At 63.9% G+C, this 13,789-nt stretch carries 11 protein-coding genes and 1 pseudogene; 10 read left to right on the top strand and 2 right to left on the bottom strand.

The window, feature by feature from the left end:
* Nucleotides 1-58: 58 nt before the first annotated feature.
* The 5 genes from MOK15_RS13680 to MOK15_RS13660 all read left to right on the top strand — a co-directional run bounded on the left by MOK15_RS13680 (nucleotide 59) and on the right by MOK15_RS13660 (nucleotide 5,334).
* A complete protein-coding gene (locus MOK15_RS13680; protein WP_242932119.1) occupies nucleotides 59-1,120 on the top strand; it encodes a DNA-directed RNA polymerase subunit alpha in 1,062 nt (353 codons plus the stop codon).
* Nucleotides 1,121-1,241: 121 nt separating this feature from the next.
* Nucleotides 1,242-1,667 (top strand): 50S ribosomal protein L17, encoded by a 426-nt coding sequence (rplQ, locus tag MOK15_RS13675; protein ID WP_242932118.1) that lies wholly within the window; start codon nucleotides 1,242-1,244, stop codon nucleotides 1,665-1,667.
* 102 nt (nucleotides 1,668-1,769) lie between these two features.
* A complete protein-coding gene (locus MOK15_RS13670) occupies nucleotides 1,770-3,938 on the top strand; it encodes a prolyl oligopeptidase family serine peptidase (protein WP_242932117.1) in 2,169 nt (722 codons plus the stop codon).
* A gap of 64 nt (nucleotides 3,939-4,002) precedes the next feature.
* Complete coding sequence (locus MOK15_RS13665; protein ID WP_242932116.1) at nucleotides 4,003-4,650, top strand: hypothetical protein; 648 nt, start codon at nucleotides 4,003-4,005, stop codon at nucleotides 4,648-4,650.
* Between the two features lie 84 nt (nucleotides 4,651-4,734).
* Nucleotides 4,735-5,334 carry an OB-fold-containig protein gene (locus tag MOK15_RS13660; protein WP_242932115.1) on the top strand — a complete coding sequence of 200 codons (600 nt, stop codon included), beginning with the start codon at nucleotides 4,735-4,737 and terminating at the stop codon, nucleotides 5,332-5,334.
* 13 nt (nucleotides 5,335-5,347) lie between these two features.
* Here MOK15_RS13660 and MOK15_RS13655 read toward each other — a convergent pair.
* Nucleotides 5,348-6,060 (bottom strand): annotated as a pseudogene (locus tag MOK15_RS13655) (IS5 family transposase).
* A gap of 106 nt (nucleotides 6,061-6,166) precedes the next feature.
* Between MOK15_RS13655 and MOK15_RS13650 the strand changes: the two are divergent.
* From MOK15_RS13650 to MOK15_RS13635, 4 genes are all read left to right on the top strand, one after another.
* Complete coding sequence (locus MOK15_RS13650) at nucleotides 6,167-7,876, top strand: flotillin domain-containing protein (RefSeq protein ID WP_242932114.1); 1,710 nt, start codon at nucleotides 6,167-6,169, stop codon at nucleotides 7,874-7,876.
* Nucleotides 7,877-8,358: 482 nt separating this feature from the next.
* Nucleotides 8,359-9,582 (top strand): TCR/Tet family MFS transporter, encoded by a 1,224-nt coding sequence (locus MOK15_RS13645; RefSeq protein WP_242932113.1) that lies wholly within the window; start codon nucleotides 8,359-8,361, stop codon nucleotides 9,580-9,582.
* A gap of 69 nt (nucleotides 9,583-9,651) precedes the next feature.
* Nucleotides 9,652-11,211, top strand: a complete 1,560-nt coding sequence (gene guaA, locus MOK15_RS13640; protein ID WP_242932112.1) for a glutamine-hydrolyzing GMP synthase — start codon at nucleotides 9,652-9,654, stop codon at nucleotides 11,209-11,211.
* 294 nt (nucleotides 11,212-11,505) lie between these two features.
* Complete coding sequence (locus MOK15_RS13635; protein WP_242932111.1) at nucleotides 11,506-12,762, top strand: site-specific integrase; 1,257 nt, start codon at nucleotides 11,506-11,508, stop codon at nucleotides 12,760-12,762.
* Here MOK15_RS13635 and MOK15_RS13630 read toward each other — a convergent pair.
* Nucleotides 12,752-13,012, bottom strand: coding sequence for an AlpA family phage regulatory protein (locus MOK15_RS13630; RefSeq protein ID WP_347567198.1), 261 nt, complete (start codon nucleotides 13,010-13,012; stop codon nucleotides 12,752-12,754). The genes MOK15_RS13635 and MOK15_RS13630 overlap by 11 nt on opposite strands.
* 246 nt (nucleotides 13,013-13,258) lie before the next feature.
* On the opposite strand from MOK15_RS13630, the gene MOK15_RS13625 reads away from it, so the two are divergent.
* A complete protein-coding gene (locus MOK15_RS13625; RefSeq protein WP_242932110.1) occupies nucleotides 13,259-13,762 on the top strand; it encodes a hypothetical protein in 504 nt (167 codons plus the stop codon).
* Nucleotides 13,763-13,789: the final 27 nt, after the last annotated feature.

The raw sequence follows: 13,789 nt of genomic DNA, 5'->3' as shown, positions 1-13,789 counted from the left end.
GAACGTCCTGCCGGGTTCAGGATTGTAAAGCGTTCCGGCCCATCCCCAGGGGAAATACATGACTGTCAACATGAAGAACTGGCAGGAATTGAAGAAGCCCAACAGCCTCGAGATCAAGGCGTCGGGTGACGGCAAGCGCAAGGCGACCTTCGTCGCCGAACCGCTGGAGCGCGGTTTCGGCCTGACGCTCGGCAATGCGTTGCGCCGGGTTCTTCTCTCCTCGCTCCAGGGCGCGGCGGTCACCTCGATCAAGATCGAGAATGTCCTGCATGAATTCTCGTCGCTCGCCGGTGTGCGCGAGGACGTGACCGACATCGTCCTGAACATCAAGCAGGTCGCGCTGAAGATGGAAGGCGAAGGCCCCAAGCGGCTGCAGCTTTCCGCCACCGGCCCGGCCGTGGTGAAGGCGGGCGATATCAGCGTCGTCGGCGACATCGAAGTGATGAACCCCGACCTGGTGATCTGCCACCTGGACCAGGGCGCGACACTGAACATGGAACTGACCGCCGACATCGGCAAGGGCTATGTTCCCGCCGTCGCCAACCGTCCGGCGGACGCCCCGATCGGCCTCATCCCGATCGATGCGCTCTACTCGCCGGTGCGTCAGGTCGCCTACAAGGTCGACAATACCCGCGTCGGCCAGGAACTGGACTATGACAAGCTGTCGCTGACCATCGACACCGATGGCACCGTTACGCCGGAAGACGCGGTGGCCTATGCCGCCCGTATCCTGCAGGACCAGCTCCAGCTCTTCGTCCACTTCGAAGACGCCCTGCCCACCGCCGCGCCGGCCGCCGGTCATTCCGCCGCCGCCGCTTCGGAGGGCGAAAGCGACGCCAACCAGATCAACCGCTATCTGCTCAAGAAGGTGGACGAACTGGAACTGTCGGTTCGCTCGGCAAACTGCCTCAAGAACGACAACATCATCTATATCGGCGATCTGGTCCAGAAGACCGAAGCCGAGATGCTGCGCACCCCCAATTTCGGCCGCAAGTCGCTGAACGAAATCAAGGAAGTGCTGTCGTCCATGGGCCTGCGCCTGGGCATGGACATCCCCGGCTGGCCGCCGGAGAATATCGAGGAAATGGCCAAGAAGCTCGAACAGGAGCTGCTAGGCTGATCCCTATCCGTCACCCCAGCGGAAGCTGGGGTGACGATTTAAAGGTGAAGCGGCGACGACCTCAACAGTCGCCTGGTCTGGGCTACCTCACACGGGCCTTTAACGAACGAAGGAAGACAAAATGCGTCACAAAGTTGGTCATCGCAAACTGCAGCGTAGCACGGGCCACCGTAACTCGCTGCTGCGCAACCTCGCAGCGTCGCTCATCAAGCATGAGCAGATCCTGACCGGCACCGCCAAGGCCAAGGAATTGCGTCCTTACGTCGAAAAGCTGATTACCCTCGCCAAGAAGGGTGGCCTGTCCAACCGTCGTCTGGCGTCGGCCCGTCTGCAGGACGATGTGCAGCTCGCCAAGCTGTTCGAAGTTCTGGCCGAGCGCTACAAGGACCGCAACGGCGGCTACACCCGCGTCATCAAGGCCGGCTTCCGCGCGTCGGACGCTTCGCCGATCGCGATCATCGAACTGGTCGACCGCGACGTAGACGCCAAGGGTCAGGACTCCGGTCCGGTCCAGGGCGCCGATGCGGACGAGCTGGAAGAAGCGTGATCCGGCAGTCCTGCTGAGCGGGACTGGATGCTTTACGGACAGGCCGTGATTCCTTAGGGAATCACGGCCTGTTCTGCTTGAGAAAAGAGTGACCTAGAGAGGATGCGCGTTGCCGCCCTGATCCTGCTGCCGCTGCTGCTGGCGGCCGCACCCGCGCTCGCCGGGCCGGAGGGCGCGACGATCGACGCGGGCCATGGCGGGCTGCGCTATCCCGTTGCGAAGCGTCTGGACCTGGTCGAGGATCATTTCGGCGTGAAGGTCGCCGATCCCTATCGCTGGCTGGAAAACGACCTGCGCGCCGACCCGGCCGTGCGCGACTGGGTGACGGAGGAAAACAGCCTCACCCGCCGCTACATTGACGGCCTGCCGGGGCGGGAGGCGCTCAAGGAACGGATGCAGGCGCTCTTCTCCCATGGCCGCTTCACCGTGCCGCGCAAGGCGGGCGGACGCTATTTCTACGGCTATAACAAGGGGTTGCAGAACCAGACCCCGCTCTATGTCCGCGAAGGGCTGGGCGGCGCGCAAAGGCTGCTGCTCGATCCCAATGGCTGGACAAAGGACGGCGCCAGCGCGCTGGCCGAATGGGCGCCCTCGCCCGACGGCAAATATCTCGCTTATGCCATGCAGGACGCGGGGAGCGATTGGCGGACCCTGAAGCTGCTGGATGTCGACAGCGGCAGGACGCTGGACGACACGGTCGAGTGGGTAAAATTCTCGCAGATCGCCTGGGATGGCCGGGGCGAGGGGTTTTTCTATTCCCGCTTCGCCGCGCCGCAGGAGGGGGAGGCCTTCCGCTCCGCCAATGAGGATCAGCAGCTCTTCTACCACCGCGTCGGCACGGCCCAGGCGCAGGACCAGCTCATCTACGGGACGCCGGACCGCCCGACGCTCAGCCATCAGGCGCAGGTGACGGCCGACGGCCGCTGGCTGCTCATCACGTCCTTCCAGGGCATCGACCCGCGCCGCGAAATCCATGTCGCCGAACTGACCGGCGGGCCGATCACGCCGCGCCTGCTGGTCAGGGGGCCGGCGCAAGACTGGCGGCTGATCGGCAGCAAGGGCACAACCCTCTATTTCATCACCGACGCACGCGCCGCCCATATGCGGGTGGTGACGCTGGACGCCGCCCGCCCGCGCAAGGGGCCAAGGGAACTGGTGCCCGAACGGAAGGAGACGCTGGCGGGCGGCTCTCTGGTCGGCAACCGCATGATCCTGGCCTATATGAGCGACGCCCAGACCGTCGCCGAACTGGTCGAACTGGACGGGCGCAAGGTGGGCGACGTGCCCCTGCCCGGCTTCGGCACGGCGGCGGGGTTCGGCGGGCGCGAGGGCGATCCCGAAACCTTCTTCAGCTTTTCAGGCTTCGTGACGCCCGCCAGCATCTACCGCTTCGACACGACGACCCAACAATATCAGCTCTTCGCCCAGCCCGACCTGCCCTTCGACCCCAATGACTTCGGCATCGAGCAGCGGCTCTACCCGTCGAAGGACGGGACGATGATCCCCATCACCATATTGCGCAAGAAGGTGCTGGCCGACCACGCGACCGCCGCCCCGACCATTCTCTACGGCTATGGTGGCTTCAACATCTCGCTGACGCCCGGCTATTCGGCGACGCGCATGGCCTGGCTGGAGCAGGGCGGCGCCTATGCCATCGCCAATCTGCGCGGCGGTGGCGAGTTCGGCAAAGCCTGGCACGATGCCGGACGCGGCGCGAACAAGCAGAATGTGTTCGACGATTTCATCGCCGCGGGCGAATGGCTGAAGGCCAACGGCTATACCCCGCAGGACGGCCTGGCGATCGAGGGCCGGTCCAATGGCGGACTGCTGGTCGGCGCGGTGGTGAACCAGCGCCCCGACCTATTCGCCGCCGCGCTGCCGGCCGTGGGCGTGATGGACATGCTGCGCTTCGACCGCTTCACCGCCGGCCGCTACTGGGTGGACGATTATGGATCGCCGGAAAGCGCCACGGATTTCCCGTTGCTTTACGGCTATTCGCCCTATCACAACATCCTGTCGGGCAAGGATTACCCCGCCATCCTCGTCACCACGGCCGACACCGACGACCGGGTGGTGCCGGCGCACAGCTTCAAATATGCCGCCGCGCTCCAGGCGGCGGACATCGGCGACAGGCCGCACCTCATCCGCGTCGAAAGCCGCGCGGGCCATGGCGCAGGCAAGCCGATCGACAAGCTGATCGACGAATATGCCGACAGCTACGCCTTCCTCGCCCGGTTCACCGGGCTGAGGATCAGGGCGAAGCCCGAATAAGCCCCGTTCAGCCGCTGGACAGCCGGATACGGTTATCCCACTATCCATCGCAGGAGATATGACGATGATCGGGATCAAGGCACGCTGGATAACCGGAGCGCTGGTGAGCGTGGGGCTGCTGCTGGGCAGCGTCGGCGCGGCGCAGGCGCAGCCGGGCTGGGGCGGTGGTCGCGGCTGGGATCGCGGTTGGGACCGGCACCGTCATCGGGGTAACGGCTTTGGCGTGGGCGATGCGATCGGCGTCGCCGCGCTGGTCGGCGCGGTGGCGATCGTTGCCTCCTCCATGTCCAAGGACAAGAAGGCGCAGGGCGCACGCACCGACCGGGGCTATGGCGACGATTATGACGCGCCGCCGCCCAGCGCCGACACCGATTATGGCGCCGATGTCCGCAACGATGCCCCCACGCGGGACGACGCGGACTTCTCCGACGTGGCCGGCAGCGGCAGCGGCGACGACGCGCAAAACGATACCATGACCAACGCCTGCGCCGTCGCCATCCGCGACCAGGCGCAGAGGGAGGACGGCTACGCCGAAATCCGCCAAATGGGCATCCCCACCGCCACCGAGGGCGGCGGCTATAATATCGACGGCGAGGTCGAGACCCGCGCCAGCTATCGCGCGACCAACAGCGACACCCGCCGCTTCACCTGCGCCATGAAGGACGGCCGCGTCGCGGAAGCCTATCTCAGCCGCGACCTGGTGGCGCAGTAATCCAGGCTTTCGGGACCGATCGCTTTATCCTGTTCCTGCCTCCCCTCGTCGTCTAGCATCGCCCCCGAATCAGGGGGTTATGGGGTGACGGCTTTTCTTTTCGCGCCGGAAAACATCGTCTTCGTGTCAGCCTTGCTGCTGATGCTGCTGATCGGCGCCGTCCAGGCGCTGGGCTTTGCCGGCGATGCCGATCTGGGCCTGGACAGCGATACCGATCTGCTCGGCTGGCTGGGCCTGGGCCGTCTGCCCCTGCTCGCGCTGGTCGCGCTCTTCCTCACCCTGTTCGCGATCATCGGCCTGCTCGGCCAGCAGGCGGCGCACGACCTGTTCGGCGCGATGCTTTCACCCTGGATTGCGGTGCCCGGCGCGGCCGCCGCCGCTTTGCCCGCCACCGGCCTCGCCGCCCGCCTGGTCGCCCCGCTGCTGCCGCAGGATCATAGCACTGCCGTTTCGCTCGACCATCTGGTTGGTAGCCGCGCAAGGATCATCACCGGCCGCGCCACTACCGGCTCTCCCGCCCGCGCAAGGGTCGAGGATCATCATGGCCAGGCCCATTATGTCATGGTCGAACCCGACAATGCGGGCCAGGTTCTGGAGGAAGGGCAAACCATCCTGCTCGTCCGCCGCGAAAACCACCTCTTCCGCGCCATCTCGCATGGCGATCATTATCTGCCAATACTCTAAGGGTTGTGGGGATTCATCGTGAATTGATGACGGCGGCAGCGAGATAGATCATTGCTGAGAAGCTTTGGTCTGTTTTGCAGGCACGCATGGCGATACGTTTGAACTCTTTGAGTTTGCAGAAGAAGTTTTCGATCAGGTGTCGCCATTTATACATTTCAGTGTCGAGCCGAATAGGTATGGCGCGGCGTGGATGCTGAGAGATGACGATCCTGGCACCGCGTTCGTTGAGATCGGCAATGATGTCGTTGCTGTCGAAAGCTTTGTCGGCAAGCAACGCCCCAAACTCGACGCCTTCGATCAGCGGGGCAACACCGACGCTATCGAAACGATTGCCCGGCATCAGGCGAAAGCGCACAAGGTTGCCCAAGGCATCGGTTAGCGCCAATATCTTGGTCGTCATGCCGCCTTTGGAGCGGCCAATGGCCTGGCTCGAAGTCCCCCTTTTGCACCTTGACCGTGCCGGTGAACTTTCACGATGGTCGCATCGATCATGGCGTATTCCATGTCTGGCTCCTCCGTCAAAGCATCGAAAATCCGCTTGAAAACATCCGCTTCGCGCCAATCACGGAACCGCCGAAACGCCGTACTCCAGTTGCCGAACTGGGCGGGCAGGTCGCGCCAAGGACTGCCCGTTCGCACAATCCACAGCACCGCCTCCATGAATAGTCGATTGTTCCTGCCGCTGCGTCCGGGATCGGTGATCTTGCCAAGACAATGCGGTTCCATCTTCGCCCACTGGGCGTCCGTCAGTACAAAACGATCCATCCGCACCAGGAAGCACAGTTGCCGCTAAATGGGAATCCTAAATCCCCACAATCCTTAGGAGACAGACATGAACCTGCCTGCCGTCCAGCAAGGTTTTTCTATCCTTCCCTATGCGATGATCGCGGGCAGCGGCCTGCTGGTCCTGTTCGTGCTGGGGATCGTCATCGCCCGCCTCTACAAGCGCGCATCCAAGGAGATCGGCTTCGTCCGTACCGGCTTCGGCGGGGAAAAGGTGGTGATGAACGGCGGCGCGCTGGTGCTGCCGATCTTCCATGAAACCATGCCGGTCAACATGAACACGGTGCGCCTGGCGGTGGAGCGCAAGAATAGCGACGCGCTCATCACGCTCGATCGCCTGCGCATCGACGTGAAGGCGGAATTTTACGTGCGCGTCCGCCCCGACGCCCAGTCGATCGCCACCGCCGCGCAGACGCTGGGTATGCGCACGATGAACCCCGAAGCCCTGAAGGAACTGGTCGAGGGCAAGTTCGTCGACGCGCTGCGCTCGGTCGCGGCGGGCATGACCATGAACCAGCTCCACGAACAGCGCGGCGACTTCGTGCAGAAGGTGCAGCAGGTGTCATCGGTCGACCTCGCCATGAACGGGCTTGAGCTGGAAAGCGTCTCGCTGACCGGTCTCGACCAGACCTCGATCGAGCATTTCAACGCCAACAACGCCTTCGACGCTGAGGGTCTGACCAAGCTGACCGAGCAGATCGAGCTGCGCAAGAAAGCCCGCAACGACATCGAACAGGACACCCGCGTCCAGATCGAGACCAAGAATCTGGAGGCCGAGCGCCAGTCGATGCTGATCGCGCGCGACACCGAATTTGCCCGGCTGGAGCAGGAGCGCGAGGTCGAGATGCGCCGCGCGGTCCAGTCGGCCGAGGTGGCGCGCGAACAGTCGCTGCGCCAGCAGGAGGCCGAACAGGCCAAGATCGAGGCGAAGAAGCTGGTCGACAGCCAGCAGATCGAAGCCGACCGCGCCGTACAGCAGGCCCGCATCGAACAGGACCAGGCGCTCGAACTCGCCCGGCAGGAACAGCAGATCGCCGTCCAGAACAAGAGCCGCGAGGAAAGCCAGGCCAAGGCGCAGGCAGACGAAGCCCGCGCCAAGGCTGTCGCGGCCGAGGAACAGGTCCAGACATCGCGCCAGACCGAGATTGCCGAGCGTACCAAGCGGATCGAGCTGATCGACGCCGCGCGCGAAGCCGAACGCGCCGCTATCCAGGTGAAGGTCGAGGCGGAGGCCGAGAAACAGGCCGCGTCCGATCGCGCAGCCGCATTGCGCTTCGCCGCCGAGGGTGAGGCCGAAGCCGTCAAGCTGCGCGCCGAGGCCGACCGCGTGCGCTTCGAGGTGGAAGCGGCGGGCCAGCGTGCGGTGAACGAGGCCGCGAACCTGCTCTCCTCCGACCAGATGTCGCTCCAGACCAAGCTGGCGCTGCTGAAGGTGCTGCCCGACCTGGTACGGGAAGCCGCCAAGCCGATGGAATCGATCGATTCGATCAAGATCGTGCAGGTCGAGGGGCTGACCGGTCAGGGTGGCGGCGACGGTGGAATCATCGGCGCAGGCGGCGAACAGAATCTCGCCAACGCCGCCGTATCCGCCGCCCTGCGCTACCGCGCGCAAGCCCCGGTGATCGACGGACTGATGAAGGAACTCGGCCTCGACGGCTCCAGCCTCGACGCGCTGGTCAAGGGCGCCGTGGACCCCGCCCTCGTCGCCCCGGTGATCGTCGAGAAAATCCTGCCGGGGAAGGACCAACCGCAAGGATAAGCCAGCCATTCAGCCCCGTCATTCTTCAGAGCCAGGAAGGTCGGGGATGGGTTGAACAAACACATTCCCCTCCCGCAAGCGGGAGGGGGAATCAGACGCCCTCCCAGTCGCCCCACAACCCACCACCTCATCGCTCTCCCAACGGTCAACGCCACCCGAAAATCCAACATCCTTCCAATGTAGGATTTTTCCTGATCTATCTTGTCGGATGGATAGCCATGCCCTCTTTCCGTTATCGCGCCCCACCGCTTCATCCCGGCCTTTCCGCGTTGCGTCATGGGCGCATGGCTGGCGCGTCGCCGTCGCTTTACGGGCGCGTGGAAGGCGCGTCGGCGTGACCCGATTGACGCGTCCCTGTCGCGTGGCTGTCGCTTCGCGGGCGCTTCCCTGCCGCAACTGGCCGAAAAATAGGCCCTGCAACGGTGTGAACTTTGACGGTGTGACCCTTGGCATCGTCTTCCCGTCGCTATAGCGCCACCGCCATGTCCGTCCCGCCCTCTCCCCGCCGCACCGCCGCGATCATCTTCATCCTCATCACGGCGCTGCTCGACGTCATGTCGATGGGGATCGTCATCCCGGTCCTGCCCCAGCTTATCGAGACGCTGTCCGGCTCCAACGCGACAGCGGGCATGTGGAACGGGCTGTTCGTCGCGCTGTGGGCGGGGATGCAGTTCCTCTGCTCGCCGGTGATCGGCTCCCTTTCCGACCGGTTCGGGCGGCGGCCGGTGATCCTGATCTCGGTCGCGGGGCTGGCGCTCGACTATGTGCTGATGGCGGTGGCGCCCAATCTCTGGTGGCTGGCGCTCGGGCGCATCCTGGCGGGCGTCACCTCGTCCAGCTTCACTTCCGCCTTCGCCTATATGGCCGACATCACCCCGCCCGAAGGTCGCGCCAGGGGCTATGGCCTGATCGGCGCGGCGTTCAGCGCCGGTTTCGTCGCCGGGCCATTGATCGGCGGCCTGCTAGGCGAGATTTCCCATCGCGCACCCTTCTGGGCTGCCGCCGCCCTGTCCGCCCTCGCCTTCCTCTACGGCTTTTTCGTCCTGCCCGAATCGCTGGCGCGCGAAAAGCGCATGGCCTTTAGCTGGCGGCGTGCCAATCCCTTCGGCGCGCTGCGGCTGTTGCGCTCACACCCGGAGCTTTCCAGCCTCGCCATCGTCAATTTCCTCCTCTATTTCGGCCATCATCTCTTCTCCGCCGTCTTCGTCCTCTATGCCGGCGACCGCTATGGCTGGGGGGCGTGGCAGGTGGGCACGCTGCTGGCGCTGGTGGGCCTCATGGACATGGGGGTGCAGGGGATGCTGGTCGGGCCGGTGGCGAAGCGGCTGGGCGATCGCACCACGATGGTGATCGGCCTCGGCTTCGGCGCGATCGGTGTGGCCGCCATGGGCCTCGCCCCCACCGGCTGGCTGTTCGTCGCCGCCATGTTCCCCAATGCGCTCTGGGGCCTCGCCATGCCGACCATCCAGTCGCTGATGACGCAGCATGTCTCCGAATCCGAACAGGGCCAGTTGCAAGGCGCCAACAACAGCGTCGGCGCGATCGCCGGCATCGTCTCGCCGCTCTTCTTCGGCACCATCTATTCCTTGTCGATGGGCGCGAAGCCGGCCCTGCCCTTCATCGGCAGCGCCTTCCTGATCGCCGCCCTCATCCTGGCCGGCGGGGCGCTGATCGGATGGCGGGCCGACCGCGCGGTCAAGCCATAACTGGACATATGAAGGCTACGGCACTAACCGGGCGCGAATCCCTTCCCTCGGTCCAATAAAGGCGATTCGATGACGCTGCCCCTTCAGGATTCCATCCTTATCGTGGACTTTGGCAGCCAGGTGACACAACTCATCGCCCGGCGCGTCCGCGAAGCCGGCGTCTATTCCGAGATCGCCCCCTTCAACAATGCCGCCGAAGCCTTCGAACGGCTCAAGCCCAAGGGCATCATCCTGTCGGGCGGCCCTTCCTCGGTGATGTGGGAAGACAGCCCGCGCGCACCCGGGAATTTCTTCGACGCCGGCATCCCCATCCTGGGCATCTGCTACGGTCAGCAGACGATGATGCAGCAGCTTGGCGGCAATGTCGAAGGCGGCGAGAGCGGCGAATTCGGCCGCGCCTTCATCGAGGTGAAGAAGGGCTGCGCCCTGTTCGACGGCCTGTGGACCGAGGGCGAGAAGCATCAGGTCTGGATGAGCCATGGCGACAAGGTGACGCAGCTCGCCCCCGGTTTCGAGGTCGTCGCGACCAGCGAGGGCGCGCCCTATGCCGTCACCGCGAACGAGGAGAAGCGTTTCTACGCCACCCAGTTCCACCCGGAGGTCGTCCACACCCCTGACGGCGCAAAGCTGCTCGCCAATTTCGTCCGCCATGTCTGCGGCCTCGCCGGCGACTGGACCATGGCTGAGTTCCGCGCGACCAAGATCGCGGAAATCCGCGCTCAGGTGGGTTCCGGCCGGGTGATCTGCGGCCTGTCCGGCGGCGTCGATAGCGCGGTGGCCGCCGTGCTGATCCACGAAGCGATCGGCGACCAGTTGACCTGCGTCTTCGTCGACCATGGCCTGATGCGGCTGGGCGAAGCCGAACAGGTCGTCGGCCTGTTCCGCGAACATTATGGCATCAAGCTGGTCCATGTGAACGCCGAGGAACGCTTCCTGGGCGGCCTTGCGGGCCTCACCGACCCGGAAAAGAAGCGCAAGTTCATCGGCGGCGAATTCATCGCCCTGTTCGAGGAGGAAGCCGCGAAGATCGGCGGCGCGGACTATCTGGCGCAGGGCACCCTCTATCCCGACGTGATCGAGAGCGTGTCCTTCACCGGCGGCCCGTCGGTGACGATCAAGTCGCACCATAATGTCGGCGGCCTGCCCGAACGCATGAACATGAAACTGGTCGAACCCCTGCGCGAACTGTTCAAGGACGAGGTCCGCGTGCTGGGCAAGGAGCTGGGCCTGCCCGACATCTTCGTCGGCCGCCACCCCTTCCCCGGCCCCGGCCTCGCCATCCGCATCCCCGGCGAAGTCACCAAGGAACGTTGCGACATCCTGCGCAAGGCGGACGCCATCTATCTGGAGGAAATCCGGAGCGCCGGCCTCTACGACGCGATCTGGCAGGCCTTCGCCGTACTGCTCCCGGTGCGGACGGTTGGCGTGATGGGCGACCATCGCACCTATGACAGCGTCTGCGCGGTGCGTGCCGTCACCTCGACCGACGGCATGACCGCCGACATCTACCCCTTCGACGCCACCTTCCTGAGCCGCGTCGCGACCCGCATCATCAACGAAGTGAAAGGCATCAACCGCGTGGTGTACGACTACACCAGCAAGCCGCCCGGTACGATCGAGTGGGAATGATTTAGGCTCCTCCAGAAGGGTCCGGAACTACGCCAGAATACGACATAAGTATCTGATAAAATTTATTTTTATCGCAATGACGTTCAGCCACATTCGGTGGGTAGCGTTCAAATCCGTCGCGCGATCTGACGGTACCGCCTCCTCTTGTCTATCGCCAAAATCGCCGTTACCGTCAGGGACACAACAGCCCTTGACGGTAATTTTCTCCACCTAAGTCACTGCAAACAGTGCGCTTTTCGGGTCAGGAGAGGTGTGTTTTGGGGGTGACGGTAAAAAAGATCGGAGGCCCTGACAATGTTGACCGACGCAGCACTCAAGCATTTGAAACCAAAAGAGAAAGCATACAAAGTTTCGGACCGTGACGGCATGTATGTGCGCGTCGGGACGAACGGCACCGTCTCCTTCCGCCTGGATTACCGTCTGCACGGCAGGCGGGAGACCGTAACCTTCGGAAAGTACGGGCCTTCCGGCCTTTCTCTGGCCCGCGCTCGAGAGAAGTGCATCGACGCCAAGCGCATGGTCCAGGAAGGGCTATCGCCTTCAATTGAAAAGCAAAGGGACAAGCGCCGGATCAAGGAGGCCAAGAGCTTTGGCCAGTTCGGCGAGAAGTGGCTGACCGCCGCGCCCATGGCCGACAGCACGCGCGCGATGCGCCGCTCGATCTTCGAGCGTGAGCTGCTGCCGGCGTGGCGCAATCGGCTCCTGTTGGAGATCACCCCCGGCGACCTTCGTGCCCACTGCCTGGCTATTGTGGATCGCGGCGCGCCCGCGACCGCGATCCACGTCCGCGATATCGTCAAACAGATCTACGGCTTTGCGATCCTGCACGGGGAGAAGATCGCCAACCCCGCTGACGAGGTCGGTCCGGCCTCGATCGCGACCTTCACGCCAAAGGATCGCTCGTTATCGCCCTCCGAGATCCGCGTGCTGTTCAAGGTGATCGAAAAGGTTGCGACGCTGCCGACGATCCGTCTCGGCATGAAGTTCTTCATTCTGTCGATGGTGCGGAAGAGCGAACTGCAGGATGCGGTCTGGGACGAAGTGGACTTCGAGAACGCTGTCTGGTCGATCCCGAAGGAGCGCATGAAGCGCTCCAAGGCGCACAACGTCTACCTATCGACGCAGATGCTGGACATCCTGATCGCGCTCAAGACGTGCGCGGGCAACTCGAAATATCTGCTTCCCTCGCGCTACGACGCCGACGCTCCGATGTCGCGCGCGACCTTCAACCGCGTTACCTACTCGGTTGTCGAGCAGGCCAAAAAGGACGGGCTGCCGCTGGAGCCGTTCACGGTCCACGACCTTCGCCGGACCGGGTCGACCCTGCTCAATGAACTCGGCTTCAACAGCGACTGGATCGAAAAGTGTCTCGCCCACGAGGACGGCCGCTCCTCGCGCGGCGTCTACAACAAGGCTGAATACGAGGTTCAGCGCCGCCACATGATGCAAGAATGGTCCAATACCATCGACGCCTGGATCGATGGCCGGAAATATGCGCCGGTCATCATACCGCCCGCGATGCCGTTGCTCGAACCCGATCCTAGCCTCTGACCGGGCGGCTGCGGCGATGACGAACATCAACTTGTTGGCCTCGGGCGATCGGCCGGGCACGCCGCGACGCGAGCCAAGCCTCTACCTCAGCCAGATCCCACACAACACATCGCGACGACAGCGCGAAGCGTCGTGGGAATTCCCCGCGCTGTTCCATCCCGAAGATCGTACTGTCGGCCAGCGGTACCATCTCCTTGAGCTGTTGACGCCGGATTGTCCGAGTGTAGCTACCCTCGTCGAGCTTGGGCACGGCCGTTCTCCTTGTCGATTGCGGCCATGTGAAACCGAATGTCGTCGTAAAAGGAAAGAGATTGCTGCTCTCGTCGTAGGCTGGCGAAGAAAAACAAGACCACGGCGGGACATGCTCGCAGGAACGAAGCTTATAGAAGCTCGGTCACAGCAGCTGATTCTTTACCGCTCAGATCGGGTATGTTACCCGTTCTTGGGAGAAAGTCGGGTAGGGTACCCGACCTTGAGGAGGTCCTGTCTGCGCTACGTGCCCACCCCGATCGCCTCGCAACTGACGGGGCTCTCGACGGACAAGCTCCGCGAATGGACCAGCCGCCGCGCGCTGATCCCCGCGGACCAACGTCCGAAGACCAAGGGGTCACCAGCTCGGTTCAGCTGGCAGACGGTCCTCGTGCTGCGCGTCGCCGTCCTCCTTCGCGACCAGTTCAGCCTCGAGCTGCAGGCGCACCAGGCGGCGTTCGCCGAGCTGCGCCAGCTGCTCCGATCGCAATCCTTCATCGCGCTCTGGGGAAAACGGCTCGCGCTTGGCCCGGGTAGGAGCTGGTCGTTCCTCGACGGCGCGGGAACGGTGCCAGAGACCGATGCGCTGCTGATTGCGCTCGACCCACACCTCACCGTATTGAGGGATGGTTTCGCTCTCCCGGAGGCAAGCGACGAAGGGCAACTCGATCTGTTCTCGTTGCCGACTGTTCATGGAAGACAGCGCAACAAGACCAGCCCTCGCCGCGCCGCCGCCCGACGGGCTTCATGACCGTCGGGCCGTACCATCGCTTGTCCA

Origin of the sequence: Sphingobium sp. BYY-5, assembly GCF_022758885.1 — a bacterium.
Taxonomy (GTDB): Bacteria; Pseudomonadota; Alphaproteobacteria; order Sphingomonadales; family Sphingomonadaceae; genus Sphingobium.
Note: the sequence above shows the minus strand (reverse complement) of the source record. Positions and strands in the feature narration are given on the sequence as shown.

Bases quoted from the DNA above. Each gene is read 5' to 3' on its own strand.
- MOK15_RS13665 (WP_242932116.1), top strand. From the start codon at position 4,003: ATGATCGGGATCAAGGCACGCTGGATAACCGGAGCGCTGGTGAGCGTG.
- MOK15_RS13645 (WP_242932113.1), top strand. From the start codon at position 8,359: ATGTCCGTCCCGCCCTCTCCCCGCCGCACCGCCGCGATCATCTTCATC.
- MOK15_RS13650 (WP_242932114.1), top strand. From the start codon at position 6,167: ATGAACCTGCCTGCCGTCCAGCAAGGTTTTTCTATCCTTCCCTATGCG.
- MOK15_RS13635 (WP_242932111.1), top strand. From the start codon at position 11,506: ATGTTGACCGACGCAGCACTCAAGCATTTGAAACCAAAAGAGAAAGCA.
- MOK15_RS13670 (WP_242932117.1), top strand. From the start codon at position 1,770: ATGCGCGTTGCCGCCCTGATCCTGCTGCCGCTGCTGCTGGCGGCCGCA.
- rplQ (WP_242932118.1), top strand. From the start codon at position 1,242: ATGCGTCACAAAGTTGGTCATCGCAAACTGCAGCGTAGCACGGGCCAC.
- guaA (WP_242932112.1), top strand. From the start codon at position 9,652: ATGACGCTGCCCCTTCAGGATTCCATCCTTATCGTGGACTTTGGCAGC.
- MOK15_RS13680 (WP_242932119.1), top strand. From the start codon at position 59: ATGACTGTCAACATGAAGAACTGGCAGGAATTGAAGAAGCCCAACAGC.